Here is a 13,798-nt window from a genome sequence, read left to right as displayed (position 1 = left end):
GCGTCATGACGATCGACGTAAAAATTGGGGAGGCGGGTTTTCGGCCCGCCTCGAGGATATCTTCTATCGGTGTCTCCGAGATCCTGCAGATTGGTGCACGTGCTGCAGCCATGAAGCGGGAAGGTAGGCCGGTCATTATCCTTGGAGCCGGCGAACCTGATTTTGAAACGCCAGACCATATCAAACAGGCCGCCTGGGACGCGATGCAGCGTGGCGATACCAAGTACACGGCGCTCGACGGCACACCGGCGCTTAAGGAAGCGATTCGCACCAAGTTTCAGCGCGAAAACCATCTTTCTTTCGACGCCAGCGAGATAACGGTCGCGACCGGCGCAAAGCAAATCCTCTTCAATGCGATGATGGCGACCGTAGGCGCCGGCGATGAGGTTATCATCCCCACGCCCTACTGGACGTCCTATTCCGATATCGTTCAGATTTGTGAAGGCAAGCCGATCCTTGTTCCGTGCGATGCAGACAGCGGCTTTCGTCTGACTGCAGAGAAGCTCGAAGCGGCGATCACGCCACGGACCCGCTGGCTATTGTTAAACTCGCCATCCAACCCATCCGGCGCCGCCTATAGTGCCGAGGACTACCGACCGTTGCTGGACGTGCTGCTCAGGCATCCACATGTCTGGATCATGGTGGACGACATGTACGAGCACATCGTCTATGACGATTTTCGCTTTGTCACGCCTTTGCAATTGGAACCGCGCCTGCGCGAGCGCACGCTGACGATCAATGGCGTCTCCAAGGCCTATGCCATGACCGGTTGGCGCATCGGCTATGCTGGAGGGCCGAAAGCGCTCATCAAGGCGATGGCGGTAGTCCAGAGCCAGGCAACGTCCTGCCCGTCCTCGATCAGCCAGGCTGCTGCCGTTGCGGCACTCAACGGACCGCAGGATTTTCTTGCAGAGCGGACGGAGAGCTTCAGGCGGCGGCGCGATCTTGTCGTTTCCGGTCTCAATGCGATCGACGGTCTTGATTGTCGCACGCCCGAGGGCGCCTTTTATACCTTCTCCGGATGCGGCGGCATTCTCGGCCGGATCACGCCGGACGGTCGCAGGATCACGACAGACAGGGAGTTTTGCGCCTATCTTCTCGAGGAGGCGGATGTCGCCGTCGTCCCGGGCTCGGCCTTCGGACTCTCGCCGTACTTCAGGATCTCCTACGCATCGGCGGAGGCAGATCTGAGGGTAGCCCTGGAGCGGATCGCAGCTGCTTGCCGGCGGCTTGGTTGATCGTCGCTGGCGCGAGACGACTTTGCCAGTCTCGCGCAGACTAGCGAGGCTATCGTACGGTCAATCGTAGGTCGGCATGATCGTAATCGTTGCCGTCGGGTCGATCAGCGCTCGATAAGATCCATCGGCAGCTTTGACGATAGGGATGTGGTCGAGAAGACACAGTCATCGATCGTCCTGTCGAAGGACGATCGATGGTAAGAGCGTACCTGCTCGTGTGTTGGCGATTGCATCTGCTGTGGCGCTAGGCGCGGTAAACGATGGCCGCACCGGTAAGACCGGCGCCCGCCGCGGCAAGAAGCAGGGTTTCACCGTCCTCGAGGGGACGCCGTGCTGTCTCCAGCGACAGGGAAAGCGGGATCGTTGCGGCAGAAGAGTTCCCGAATCGGTGAAGCGAGCAGACTGTGCGTTCGGCTTCGATCCCAAGGTTGGTTGCTACCGCCTGGAAGATTCGCACATTGGCCTGATGTGGCACGAACCGGGTAATCGCCCGGGCTTCGACAGCTGCCCCGTCGAGCGCCCTTTGTGAGGCGATACTCATCATCTCGACTGCCCGCGAAAACACCTCGCGCCCATCTCGCATGGTCATCAGATATTCCTCGGTGGGGCGCTCCGGTGCGAAGGGCTTGTTGCTGCCACCGGCGGCGATCGAGATCAGGTCATAGCCACTGCCTTCGGAGCACAGGTCGGTGCCGAGGACGCCGGCGGCGGGATTGCTCGCCGGTGTCAGGACGACGGCGCCTGCCGCATCGGCAAACAGCACGCAGCTGGCCCGTTCCGCTGGATTGATGCGACGGCTGAGGATATTGGCGGCGATAACAAGGACTGCCCTGCCCTGCGCACGTACGAAGGCGTCTGCGAGCGCCAATGCGTACAGGAATCCGGAACAGGCGCCGGCAAGGTCGAGCGCGCCGGAGTGCTCGAGGCCGAGCTTGTGGGCCACGAGCGGTGCCGTTGGTGGTAGCAAATGATCCGGTGTGGAGGTTGCCAGCAGCATCAAGCCGATCTCAGAACGGCCGATTCCGGCATTGTCGAGCGCCATCGCTCCAGCTTCTGCGGCAAGGCCGCTCAGTGTGTCGCCCTCTTCAGCCCAATAGCGAGTACGAATGCCCGTGCGGCGCTCGATCCAGCCGGCTTCGAGCTTGAGGGAGCGTTCGATTTCGGCGTTTTCGATGCAACGGCCAGGCACACTGTGTCCGAAGCCGGCCATGCGCGCGGAGCGAACGTTCGTCATGCTGGGTTTCCGATCAGGATGCTTGCCGCCTCATCGATCGCATCATAGAGGCGATCGATCTCGGCCTCCGACACGCAATAAGGCGGCATCAGATAGATGACGTTTCCAAGAGGGCGCACAAGAAGCTGACGCTCACGGAAAAATGCGCGTAACCGCGGTCCTACGTCGGCTAAATATCCGTCTGTGGGAGCAGCCATATCCAGAGCGGCAATGGTTCCGGACTGACGCACATTCCTGAAACGCGGATCTTGGGCAAAGCGGCTGAGCCCCCTCCCTTGCAGGGCAACGAGCCGATCGATGCTAGCCTGAACCGGCTCGTGCGACCAGATCTTCAAGTTCGCGACTGCCGCGGCACAGGCAATCGGGTTGGCGGTATAGGAACTCGAATGGAAGAATGTCTTGCGGCGGTCGGTGGAAAGATGCGCGTCAAAGATCTCCCTTGTGCAAAGGGTCGCGGCGAGCGGCAGGGCGCCCCCTGTCAATCCCTTCGATGTGCAGAGGATATCTGGACAAATGCCCGCCTGTTCGCATGCGAAAAGGGTGCCGGTCCTGCCCCAGCCGGTCATCACCTCATCCGCGATGAGGAGCACGCCGTGGGATTGGGCAATTTTGCTGAGCTCGCCAAGCAAGGAGGGCTCGAACATCTTCATGCCACCGGCGCCAAGTACCAGCGGTTCAAACAACAATGCCGCGACCCGGCCAGAGCGGCAGGCAAGGTCAAAGGCGTCAAGCGTGTTCTGCTGTGCACCCGCCGCTGGGAAGGGGATCCGGTCCACGCCAAACAGCAGGGGCTCGTAGGCGGCATTGAAGACGCCCCTTTCACCGACCGACATGGCGCCGATCGTGTCGCCATGATAGCCGTGCTCCATCACGACGATCCGGTCGCGATGCAGGCCGGTGTTGTGAAAGAAACCGAGGGCCATCTTTAGCGCGACTTCGACGGCTGTCGAGCCGCTGTCGGAATAGAAGACGTGCTCAAGCGCTGCCGGGCTAACCTCGATCAGTCCGCGGGCAAGATCCTCCGCCGCGGCGTGGGTGTATTCGGCAAAGATGATTTGGTCGTAGTACTCAGTCGCCGTGCGGATAGCGTTCATGATTGTCGGGTGCCGATGCCCGTGGGTGATGACCCACCATGAGGAGATTGCATCGAGAATGCGGTTGCCGTCGTCGTCGATGAGATAGGCACCTTCGGTCGCCACGACCTTCTTCATCGCCGGCTCAAGGGCATGCTGCGTGAATGGATGCCAAACGGGGGAGCGCGTCATGACTGCGGGCCCCGAAACATCGCGACGTCGAAACCGCGATGAAAAGTCGCCATCAGACGGTCATGGGTAAGCGGGTTTGTGGGCTCCAGGCGCCCCAACGAACGCGTTCCGCTCATGTGGATAATAATCCTCTGCGTCTCAAGGTTCTCTTCGCCGAGAAAGGCAATGCCGAAGATTGGCACCGACCGTCGCCTTAGTGCTTCCACCGACATCAGTGTGTGATTGATGGTGCCGAGCGAGGTTCTGGCACACAGGATGGTGAAAGCCTGCCATTGGGCAAAAACATCGGCAAAAAGGGCTTCTGAGGTCAGGGGAACGAGAACGCCGCCGGCCCCCTCAATGATAAGCGGACCCGGCGGCGTTGGCAGCGCAAGGGCACCTAGATCGATCGCCACGCCGTCGAGTGCTGCCGCCTGGTGCGGGGATACGGGCGTCTTCAGCCGATAAGCCTCGGGGACGATCCGGTCGGGTGACACCTTTCCCAATCGGACAACGGTCTCGGCATCTGTTTCCTCATCCAGCCCCGCCTGGACAGGTTTCCAGTAGTGTGCCCCGAGCGCAGCTGTCAAAGCCGCGGAGAAGACGGTCTTTCCGATACCCGTGTCGGTGCCGGTGACGACGAAGCGTGGCGTCATTGCCGTTCCTCCCGCCAAATCACGGCAAGATGCTCGAACAAGCGCGACACGGTCGCTTCATCGACGTTGAGGGTAATCGAAATGCGCAACCGGGCCGTGCCTTCTGGTACCGTCGGAGGCCGGATGGGTCTGACGTCGAAGCCCTCGCCGCGCAGGCGCTCTGCGATTTGCACCGCGCGACGATTGTCGCCGATCAAAACAGGCAAAATCTGCGATTTGCTCGCGTCCATTCCGATTGCCGCTTCCATCCTGCGACCGGCGAAAGAAACGAGGCCGGCAAGCTTATCACGCCGCTCCGGCTCATCATCGAGGATCCTCAATGCCTCCCGCACCGTCGCAGCCATCAGTGGAGACGGTGCTGTCGAATAGATGAAATTGCGGGCGCGGTTGATGAGGAAATCGCATATGATTGCTGGTCCAAGGATGAGTGCGCCTGATGCGCCAAGCGCCTTACCGCAGGTGTGCAGGGTAATGCAGTTTTCTGGATGACCTAAAGCCTCTGACAAACCGCGCCCGCCCCGGCCAAAGACGCCCGTCGCATGCGCCTCGTCGATGACGAGAAAGCCATCATGCTGCATAGCGAGCTCCATCAGCTCGCGAAGCGGAGCGCGATCGCCGTCCATCGAGTAAAGGCTTTCGACGGCGATCCAGGCTCGACCAGTTCCGCCGGCACGGCGCCATCTGCTGATCGCGTCGGCGACGGCGTCTACGTCGTTGTGCGCGGTTGCAACCGAGGCTGCACGACTTTTCGAGATTCCTTCATGAGCGCTGGCATGGATCAACTCGTCATGAACGATGATATCGTCGCGCTGCGGCAAGGTTGAGAACAGGGCTACATTGGCGGCATAGCCGCTGCCGAAGTAAAGAGCGCGCGCCGCCCCGAAATAAGCGGCTGCCTCCTGCTCCAGCGCCTCATGTTCCGGATGATTGCCGCGAAGCAGGCGCGAGCCCCCTGCCCCAACCGGCACGCCGCGATCCATTGCATCACGCAGGGCCTGCGCGAGCCGCACTGAATTTGCCAGACCGAGATAGTCGTTCGAGGTGAAATCGGCGCCGGATATCGCGACGAGGCTACGGCTCCTCCCCTTGCGATCAAGACCAGCGAGCTTGCGCTCATAGACCGCAAGGCTCAGACCGGTCATTCCGGCTGCTCCAGCTGCTGCGCGTTCAACCCGAGGCGACGAAAGAGTGCCGCATCCTGATCCTCACCGGGATTATCTGCTGTCAGGAGCGTCTCGCCCACGAAGATTGAGTTGGCGCCTGCAAAGAAACAGAGCGCCTGTGTCTCGTCCGACATGTCCGTGCGGCCTGCGGACAGACGGACATAGGACGTCGGCATCAGAATGCGTGCCAGTGCAACAGTCCGGACGAAATCGATCGGATCGATTGGCTGGGCATTGGCGAGCCTCGAACCGGGGATCGGAATCAGCATATTGATCGGGACGCTCTCGGGCGGTGTCGGCAAGTTTGCAAGTGTGACAAGCATCGAAATGCGATCTTCCGCCGTCTCGCCCATGCCGAGAATGCCGCCTGCGCAAACTTTGATGCCCGCCTCGCGCACATTCGCCAGGGTCTCCAGCCGATCCGCAAAGCTGCGGGTCGTGATGATTTCGCTATAGAAGCGCTCCGAGGTGTCAATGTTGTGATTGTAGTAATCGAGGCCGGCGTCGGCGAGCCTTGCGGATTGCTGGGGCGTCAACATCCCAAGCGTCATGCAGGTCTCCATTCCTAGAGCTCGCACGCCTTCGACCATCGCGATGATCGCGTCCATGTCGCGGTCCTTGGGACTGCGCCAGGCGGCACCCATACAATATCGCGTCGCGCCGCATTCTTTGGCCTTTCGGGCTTCTGCGAGAACGCGCTCGACTTCCAGCAGTTTTGAAGCCTTGAGCCCGGTCGGGTAGTGGGCTGACTGGCTGCAATAGCCGCAGTCCTCGGCGCATCCGCCAGTCTTAACCGATAGCAGGCGGCTCATCTGCACCGCGTTCGGGTCAAAATTGGCGCGATGGATGCCGTGAGCGCGATAAAGAAGGTCGTTGAAGGGTAAATTATAGATAATCTGAGCGTCAGCCTGAGTTGTGGGACCTGAAGGAGCGCTGCTACTCTTGGTTTCTTGCATCGAATTGGCTGAGGGAGACGGCGTCACTTCAAAATCCTCTCACATAAAGCTTCGATTCGTAGATAGAAGGCCATTTTATCTATAATTGCTTGGAACGATGTTGGGCAAGCGCCTTTTTCTGGCTCGTTGCGTCGGAACTGATCGAGAAGCGGGCAATCTCGGCCAGTATCAAGAGGACGTCGGGCCGGCGCAACTGCTATAGGAACCAGGGATGCGTGCCGAGAGCGGGAATACCCGAAGAGTGGCAAGGAATGCCGGAACAGGGGCTCAGCCCGTCCAGATGGGGCGCAGTAGACGGCGCGACACCTTTGGAAGAGGTGTAAACCACCTCGGGCTTTCCGGCTGGCTTAACTAGCCGACGATTGCAAACCGTTCGCGCGAGGCATGCTGCAGCCGCCGCGGCGGTCCGCCGATCCATTGAACGTGTCGCTCCAACGCAGTGACGGCATTCTCAACTTTGCCGGCGCGGAGAAACGTAAGAATGGCGCGATGGTCGTTGTCGACCCGCGGCTCCCAGTCGGTGAGCCAGGTGGCGAACAGAAATCTGGCGCTCGCTGCATGGAGGTCGTCGATGACGGAGAGCAAGCGCGGCATATCACAGGGTTCGAGGATCAGCCTGTGGAACCTGCGGTTGGCCTCCTCCCAGGTACGGACATCGCGCGCATTGTCGCCATCGATCGTTGCCTGTTCGGCCTGATCGAGACGTGAGGGCGTGAGGTGCTCGGCCGAGTGGCGCAGGGCGAGCCCTTCGAGGGCGGCGCGCATCTTTGCAACCTCCTGCACTTCCTTCAAATCGAAAGAGGCAACACGAACCCCCCGGCGTGGTTCACTGACGGCGAGGCCTTGCGCTTCCAGGCGACGCAGAGCCTCGCGCACGGGGACGTGCGACGACCCGAACTCCTCTGCGATGTGGTCCTGCTTCAGCTTCGAACCAGGCGGCAGGGCGCCGGTCACGATGCGCTCTGCGAGCGCGCGACTTATGCGGCCGGCTATGGTGTCGTCGTTATGAATAGTCATATTTTAGAGATAGTTCCTGCGCTCGACGCTGTCGAGGTGCCCGCCGCGCGCGGCTGTGGATTTGTCGATGGCTTTAGGGCGGATGTTTTCATTGGAATGTGGAGATCGCTATTGTATGGGCAGCGCTCCTAGTCGCCTCTCCTGGGATGGAGCAGACTGGTCAATCGGCCACGGCAGAGACACTGGGGCGGCATCGCGTGCATTCTTCCCTTCGCTCAGCAACGAGATAGCCGGTCGGAGATTTTCATGGCAGAGCGAGCGAACGATGTTGTCTCGGTGCGGGCGCGGTGGTTGACATGGGGCAGCGAGGTCGACGAGCCTGCGGAAAACGTTCGGGGTCAGGCACGCCCACCAATTATTTGTTGCCGGCGAGCTCCAGCAGTGACGACCGGCTGATGCGAGGGCACGCTGGTGTTCCTGAGGACTCGCGGGGGATAGTTCGTGTCAATCAGGCGCATGCGCCAGCTTGCGGATAGATCGTCCGTAGTCTGATCGATGCGACCGTGGCCTTGGGTCCTCGCTACACCGCCCGAGGCTATCGTCTTCCAGCGGAGGCAGCTTTGGCCGGCGGTCGAGATCGCGGTGGAAATCAAGGCATGCTGGGTTTTCTCAAGGTGGTTTGCGGCTCTGGTCCATCTCGCATGAAGCCGGTCTGCGCGCGCCAACCGCGCTTCCGCCGCGTCTGGCCGGCGCGTTTTTGAACCCGTTCTCAATGCCGCAGAGGCTCGTCTGCGAGGAGTGTAGATGCTGCGCGCGACAGCGAGTGCGCTCATGAAGAACATCGTTTGATACGTGGACATCGAGCGGTTGGCATTTGACGACGCGAAATTCTTGGATCTTTAGCGGCGTCTCGCCTTAGCGGTCAGGAGCCAAGGGCTCGGGGTGCTTTCTTTAGCAGCAAGGTTGAACGCGCGGTCCTTTGCGGAGTCAGGCAGAGTTCCCCGCGGGGAACAGTGGAACGAAGGCCCATCCCTGTCGGTGATATTTGCGCGCAAAAAAAGGGGCGGTTGGCGTGAAGGACCGACTCAAAGGAGCCCGGGCTGTTGATCCCCAAGGCTGTTGGCTGAAATACGGTTGACAATCCCTGCCTAATGATCCGCGGACATCGAGTGCGGCTTTTTAAGACGAGAAATGCGTTGATCGTTAGTTCGTCTCGCCCTAGTGGTCGGTAGCCAAGGGCTCGGGTGCTTTCTTTAGCAGCAAGGTGGAACGCGCGGTCTTTTGCGGAGTGAAGCAAAGTTCCCCGCGGGGAACAGTGGAACGAAGGCCCCTTCCTGACGCTGATATTTGCGCGTAGAAACAGGGGAGGCTAGCGTGAAAGCCCAGCTCAATGGACACAGGGCTGTTGATCCCAAGGCAGTTGGCTGAAGTTCAGTTGACAAATCCCGGCCTAATCCCGGATTCTCTTGCGAGTTTTCGATCCCCGCAACGTCCTTTGGAAAGACGAATGGCGGATTTTAGAGCTTCCACCCCCTGCAGACGCCTTGTTGGCAGCGTTCTTGGCATTCAATTGCGGCAGCAAAGACGAATGCGTAGCGGAAGCAACTGGGGAATTAGTTGCCGTAAAGGAAAAATATGTACGTCTAGCCAATATTTTAGCTTGGCTCCAATTGCTTCGTCAGCAGACGCTTCGGAAGCGATCAACGCACGTCGAAAGTACCGTTTCCCCAGGTCGTTTCCACCAATTTCCCGCTGAAAAGATCTCCACTTCCTGGGGGCCGTGGTAACCGGCGGTTTCGATCGAGCGCCGGATTCTTTTCAGATCTATGACGCCGTCGCCCATCATCCCGCGGTCGAGTAAAAGATCCGTTGTCGGGACCAGCCAATCGCAGATGTGGTGTGCAAGGACACGGTTGGATGCGCCGGCTCGGGCGATCTGCTGTTCAAGTTTGGGATCCCACCACACATGGTAGACATCGATGGCGACACCGACGCCGACGCCGAGCAGGTCGCAGACATCGAGTGCCTGTTCGAGTGTATTCACGCAGGCGCGGTCGGCGGCATACATTGGATGCAGTGGCTCGATGGCGAGCGGTATGCCGGCGGCGCGCGCGTGCGGCAGGATTGCCGCGATACCGTCGGCCACCATCTCACGAGCGTGCCTGATATCCCTGGAGCCGGCCGGCAGGCCGCCGACGACGAGAACCAGGCAGTCGGCGTTTAAGGCCGCAGCCTCATCGATCGCCTTCTTGTTGTCGTCGATCGCGGCGGCGCGCGCGGCAGGATCGGCCGCTGGAAACATGCCGCCGCGGCAAAGACCCGTCACCTGCAGCTTGTTGTCGGCGACGATACGCGCGGCTTCAGAAAGGCCGATTGCGTGGATCTGATCGCGCCAGGGAGCGATCGCCACGATATCGTGCTTGAGGCACGCCTCGACGGCTTGCTGCATATTGTATTGCTCTCGAACGGTCGCGAGATTGATGGAAAGTCCGTCGACTGCCATATCTGTTGCCCTCTGATCTCGCCGCAGGGAGATATGCTGTTGTGTTTTCAGATGCCGATTGTCGCCAGGATCGTTTTCATTCGTTGTGTAGCGAGGTCCGGGTCCCGCAAGACGCGAGCCTGGTCGGCAAGGCGGAAAAGTTCCGCAAGATGCACCATCGAGCGTGCGCTCTGCTGACCGCCGAGCATCTGGAAATGGGTTTGAAAACCGTTCAAGTAGGCCAGGAAGACGACACCGGTCTTATAGAACCGGGTCGGCGCCTTGAAGATATGCCTGGAAAGCGGCACGGTCGGCGCCAGGATATCGTTAAAGCCAGCAAGATCGTCTTTTGCAAGCTTTTGCATAGCAGCACTCGCCGCGGGCGCGATGGCGTCGAAAATACCAAGGAGCGCGTGCGAGTATCCCTGTTCGTCGCCGGCGATAAGCTGCGCGTAGTTGAAGTCGTCGCCAGTATACATCTTGACCGCCGGATCAAGCTTCCGGCGCATGACGATCTCCTTCTCTGCCGAAAGCAGGGAAATCTTCACGCCATCGACCTTGCTCGCATGGTCATTGATGATGGCGACGGCGGTCTCCATGGCCCGCATGTCGTCGCGCGAGCCCCAATAGCCTGCGAGCGCAGGATCAAACATGTCGCCGAGCCAATGTATGATGACCGGTTGGCGGACCTGCCGCAGAATGCGGTCATAGACCCGCACGTAATCTTCGGGGCTCTTGGCTGCTGCAGCAAGAGCACGGCTAGCCATGAGGATGATCCGACCACCCAATCCCTCTACGAAGGAGACCTGCTCTTCGTAAGCGCTAATCACATCGTCGATATCGACATCAGGGCCGGGAGGCAAATGGTCGGTGCCCGCACCATAGGCGATCAATGCATCGGGGCGCTTGCGCGCTGCCGATTGTACATTGGCGATCAGTTCCTGAGCTCCAGCCCAGTCTAGCCCCATGCCGCGTTGAGCGGTGTCCATTGCCTCGGCGACACCGAGACCAAGGTCCCACAGGTATTGGCGAAACGCAATGGTGCGTTCCCAGTCGATGTTGCGGTCGAGCCAGGGATCGTTGTCTGCCAACGGATCGACGACCACGTGGGCGGCTGCATAGGCGACACGGTTGAAGGCATGTCCGCCGGACGGGCGTTCCGGCGCGGCAAGCGGTGTGTTGGCGACGGCATAATCCTCTAGCGTTCCGCCGGAGACGGGAAGACGAAGTGTCGTTGCCATGGGCTCAGGCAACCCTACGGACGCAGGAGCCGGCGAGCGCGGGAACATCCACCCAGCGGCGCTCCTTCCAGCTTTGGCGTGCGAGTTCGGCAAGCTGGACGCCCTTTGCGCCTTCGCGCAGCGTGAATTTCCACGCTGCGTCCTCGACGACATAGCGCAGATAGTCTTCCCATTGCGCCTTGAACCCGTTGTCGAACACCTGGGTTTCCGGAACCTCGTCCCAAGTCTTGTAGAAGTCGATCGTCTGCGGCTGGTCAGGATTCCAGATCGGCTTTGGCGTGTTGACGCGATGCTGCGTCCAGCACCTCGTCAGGCCGCAAACGGCCGAGCCGAGGGTGCCGTCGACCTGGAAGGTCACAAGGTCGTCGCGGCGCACGCGAACCGCCCAGGATGAGTTGATGTGCGCGACGATGCCGCCTTCGAGTTCGAAGGTGGAATAAGCAGCGTCATCGGCATCGGCCCGATAGGTTTTCCCATTTTCGTCCACGCGGCTCGGGATATGGGTGGAGGCATAGCAACTGACGGCCTTGACCTCACCGAAGAGGTTATCCAGCACGTAGCGCCAGTGCGGCAGCATATCGAGGATCATGCCGCCACCATCGGCTGCGCGATAATTCCAGGAGGGGCGTTGCGCCTTCACACCCCAATCGCCTTCGAAGACCCAGTAGCCAAATTCGCCGCGCACAGAAAGTATCCTGCCGAAGAAACCGCTGTCCTTCAGCAACGCGATCTTGCGTAGCCCCGGCAGGTAGAGCTTATCCTGCACGACGCCGTTCTTGACGCCGCGCTGCTCGGCAAGTGCGGCAACAGAAAGCGCCTCCTCAAGCGTCTCCGAGATCGGCTTTTCGCAATAGACATGCTTGCCCGCCTCGATTGCCTTTCTCAGAAGGCCGACGCGCATTTGGGTTGAGCCGGCATCGAAGAAGATCTTGTTGTTGGTATCCGCAAGGGCGCTATCGAGATCGGTGGTCGTGCGCGTCAGGCCATGCTTGCGGGCAATCGCTTCGATCTTGTCGGCGCTGCGTCCAACGAGGATTGGATCGGGCACCAGGCGGTCGCCGTTGGAGAGGTGCAGGCCCCCCTGCTCGCGGATCGCGAGAATGGACCGCACCAAATGCTGGTTATAGCCCATGCGGCCAGTGATCCCATGCATGATAATGCCGAGCGATATCGTCGCCATTTGCATCTTCCTCCCAGTAAATAACTATTTAGTTACATAGGTGCCATGCGATCTTCGCGCTGTCAACCCGGCCTGCCTCTGGCCATGCGGCAAGCTTTCGAAAGCCGCCTGCGTGTTGTCGGGGCGCTCCTTTGGCACAATCGTTCGTTCTCGCCCTGAATGTCGGACGCAAACCGCTGGATATCGATGGTGGAACCCCTTATGCGGTAGGGCAAGTAATCGCTCCGAATTCCGCAAGTCGAGTACATGAAGGCAATTTCAGGCACCAATCTAGAGCAGGCAAAATCGCACAACAGGCGTGTCGTGATCGAAGCGATCCGAACGAACGGACCGCTGTCGCGGGCAGCACTTGCTCGATTGACGGCGCTCAGCACACAGACCGTATCGAACATCGTCGAAGAACTGGAGGGGGCTGAACTGCTGAAGGCGGAAGCGCCACAAAAGGCAGCCCGTGGACAGCCGATCACGCCCTACTCGATCAATCCGAACGGCGCCTATTCCATTGGTCTGGAGTTGGAGCGGGATCATGCAGTTGGCGTGCTGACCGATCTTTCTGGACATGTCCGAGCCAGGGTCGAAAAGGCCGTCGACAGACCGACGCCCGCAGAGGCGATGCCGATCCTCGCCGGTATAGTTGACGAACTGCAGCGGAGCTTCCCCTTCGATCGCACCCGCTTGCTTGGTGCCGGCATCGCGATGCCTGGGCGTTATGCTGCCGAAGGCGTGACTTCGCTCAGCCCGGTGACACTGCCTGGCTGGCAGGATTATCCCGTGGCCCGGGAACTTGCCGAACTGACCGGCGTGCCGGTTCTTATCGAAAACGACGCGACGGCCGCCGCGATTGGCGAGCGGCTCTATGGTGTTGCACGCGGCCTAAGCAGCTTTGTCTACCTGTTTCTCGGCGGGGGTATCGGCGCCGGCATGTTTCTCGACGGCCATCTCTACAAGGGAAGCCGCAACAATGCCGGCGAGATTGGCCATATGATCGTGGTCCCGAATGGACTGGCCTGCGTGTGCGGCAAGCGTGGTTGTCTCGACCGCTATGTCTCGCTCGGCTCCGCCTACGAATACCTCGACCTCCGTGGGCCCGAACAGCACGATCCCGAAACTCTTGCCGCCTTGGTTGAGCAAGGCGACAGTCGGATTGATGCCTGGGCAGAGGCTGCGGCCGAGCCAATGCGTCAGACAATCGATTTTCTGGAACTGGCCTTCGATCCGCAGACAATCGTGCTTGGCGGTTCGATGCCTCCGTCGCTGCTGCAGCACCTCGCTGGCCAGCTGGAACCGCTACATGCGCCGGTCAATCCCGGAGCAGAGCGGAACCTGCCCCGCATGATGATCGGGGCGACCGGCAGAGACACGGCGATCTTGGGCGCCGCGGCTTTGCCGATCTTTTCGGAAACGAACCCGCAGTTCGATGTCCTCCAAAAACCCCTTGCCCGATAGC

At 60.2% G+C, this 13,798-nt stretch carries 10 protein-coding genes and 1 pseudogene; 2 read left to right on the top strand and 9 right to left on the bottom strand.

The annotated features are described in order from the left end of the window. The first annotated feature begins 5 nt into the window (after nucleotides 1-5). Nucleotides 6-1,238, top strand: coding sequence for a pyridoxal phosphate-dependent aminotransferase (locus BN77_RS26040; protein ID WP_007537798.1), 1,233 nt, complete (start codon nucleotides 6-8; stop codon nucleotides 1,236-1,238). A 244-nt stretch (nucleotides 1,239-1,482) separates the two neighbouring features. On the opposite strand, the gene BN77_RS26035 is transcribed toward BN77_RS26040, so the two are convergent. From BN77_RS26035 to BN77_RS25995, 9 genes and pseudogenes are all read right to left on the bottom strand, one after another. Continuing rightward, entirely contained in the window at nucleotides 1,483-2,472 is a 990-nt protein-coding gene (locus BN77_RS26035; protein ID WP_007537797.1) for a beta-ketoacyl-ACP synthase III, read from the bottom strand. Continuing rightward, nucleotides 2,469-3,737, bottom strand: a complete 1,269-nt coding sequence (locus tag BN77_RS26030; RefSeq protein ID WP_007537796.1) for an adenosylmethionine--8-amino-7-oxononanoate transaminase — start codon at nucleotides 3,735-3,737, stop codon at nucleotides 2,469-2,471. The genes BN77_RS26035 and BN77_RS26030 overlap by 4 nt, the downstream gene beginning before the upstream one ends. Further along, a complete protein-coding gene (gene bioD, locus BN77_RS26025; RefSeq protein WP_007537795.1) occupies nucleotides 3,734-4,372 on the bottom strand; it encodes a dethiobiotin synthase in 639 nt (212 codons plus the stop codon). Before bioD ends, BN77_RS26030 begins: the two co-directional genes overlap by 4 nt. Beyond that, nucleotides 4,369-5,514 (bottom strand): 8-amino-7-oxononanoate synthase, encoded by a 1,146-nt coding sequence (locus BN77_RS26020; protein WP_007537794.1) that lies wholly within the window; start codon nucleotides 5,512-5,514, stop codon nucleotides 4,369-4,371. The genes bioD and BN77_RS26020 overlap by 4 nt, the downstream gene beginning before the upstream one ends. Continuing rightward, a pseudogene (gene bioB / locus BN77_RS26015) lies at nucleotides 5,511-6,437 on the bottom strand (biotin synthase BioB); the annotation flags it as partial. The pseudogene bioB and the gene BN77_RS26020, both read right to left, overlap by 4 nt. A 405-nt stretch (nucleotides 6,438-6,842) precedes the next feature. Beyond that, nucleotides 6,843-7,508 (bottom strand): GntR family transcriptional regulator, encoded by a 666-nt coding sequence (locus BN77_RS26010; protein ID WP_007537790.1) that lies wholly within the window; start codon nucleotides 7,506-7,508, stop codon nucleotides 6,843-6,845. Nucleotides 7,509-9,126: 1,618 nt separating this feature from the next. Beyond that, nucleotides 9,127-9,951: a sugar phosphate isomerase/epimerase family protein gene (locus BN77_RS26005; protein WP_007537788.1), complete on the bottom strand. Its 825-nt coding sequence runs from the start codon at nucleotides 9,949-9,951 to the stop codon at nucleotides 9,127-9,129. Between the two features lie 47 nt (nucleotides 9,952-9,998). Continuing rightward, on the bottom strand, nucleotides 9,999-11,171 hold the full coding sequence (locus BN77_RS26000; RefSeq protein ID WP_007537787.1) for a dihydrodipicolinate synthase family protein: 1,173 nt from the start codon (nucleotides 11,169-11,171) through the stop codon (nucleotides 9,999-10,001). A gap of 4 nt (nucleotides 11,172-11,175) precedes the next feature. Further along, nucleotides 11,176-12,351 carry a Gfo/Idh/MocA family protein gene (locus BN77_RS25995; protein ID WP_007537786.1) on the bottom strand — a complete coding sequence of 392 codons (1,176 nt, stop codon included), beginning with the start codon at nucleotides 12,349-12,351 and terminating at the stop codon, nucleotides 11,176-11,178. Nucleotides 12,352-12,597: 246 nt separating this feature from the next. Here BN77_RS25995 and BN77_RS25990 point away from each other — a divergent pair, with 246 nt between their 5' ends. Then, nucleotides 12,598-13,797 carry an ROK family transcriptional regulator gene (locus BN77_RS25990; protein ID WP_007537785.1) on the top strand — a complete coding sequence of 400 codons (1,200 nt, stop codon included), beginning with the start codon at nucleotides 12,598-12,600 and terminating at the stop codon, nucleotides 13,795-13,797. Nucleotide 13,798: the final 1 nt, after the last annotated feature.

Source organism: Rhizobium mesoamericanum STM3625, from assembly GCF_000312665.1.
GTDB lineage: Bacteria > Pseudomonadota > Alphaproteobacteria > Rhizobiales > Rhizobiaceae > Rhizobium > Rhizobium mesoamericanum.
Note: the sequence above shows the minus strand (reverse complement) of the source record. Positions and strands in the feature narration are given on the sequence as shown.

Bases quoted from the DNA above. Each gene is read 5' to 3' on its own strand.
- BN77_RS26040 (WP_007537798.1), top strand. From the start codon at position 6: ATGACGATCGACGTAAAAATTGGGGAGGCGGGTTTTCGGCCCGCCTCG.
- BN77_RS26035 (WP_007537797.1), bottom strand. From the start codon at position 2,472: ATGACGAACGTTCGCTCCGCGCGCATGGCCGGCTTCGGACACAGTGTG.
- BN77_RS26030 (WP_007537796.1), bottom strand. From the start codon at position 3,737: ATGACGCGCTCCCCCGTTTGGCATCCATTCACGCAGCATGCCCTTGAG.
- bioD (WP_007537795.1), bottom strand. From the start codon at position 4,372: ATGACGCCACGCTTCGTCGTCACCGGCACCGACACGGGTATCGGAAAG.
- BN77_RS26020 (WP_007537794.1), bottom strand. From the start codon at position 5,514: ATGACCGGTCTGAGCCTTGCGGTCTATGAGCGCAAGCTCGCTGGTCTT.
- BN77_RS26010 (WP_007537790.1), bottom strand. From the start codon at position 7,508: ATGACTATTCATAACGACGACACCATAGCCGGCCGCATAAGTCGCGCG.
- BN77_RS26005 (WP_007537788.1), bottom strand. From the start codon at position 9,951: ATGGCAGTCGACGGACTTTCCATCAATCTCGCGACCGTTCGAGAGCAA.
- BN77_RS26000 (WP_007537787.1), bottom strand. From the start codon at position 11,171: ATGGCAACGACACTTCGTCTTCCCGTCTCCGGCGGAACGCTAGAGGAT.
- BN77_RS25995 (WP_007537786.1), bottom strand. From the start codon at position 12,351: ATGGCGACGATATCGCTCGGCATTATCATGCATGGGATCACTGGCCGC.
- BN77_RS25990 (WP_007537785.1), top strand. From the start codon at position 12,598: ATGAAGGCAATTTCAGGCACCAATCTAGAGCAGGCAAAATCGCACAAC.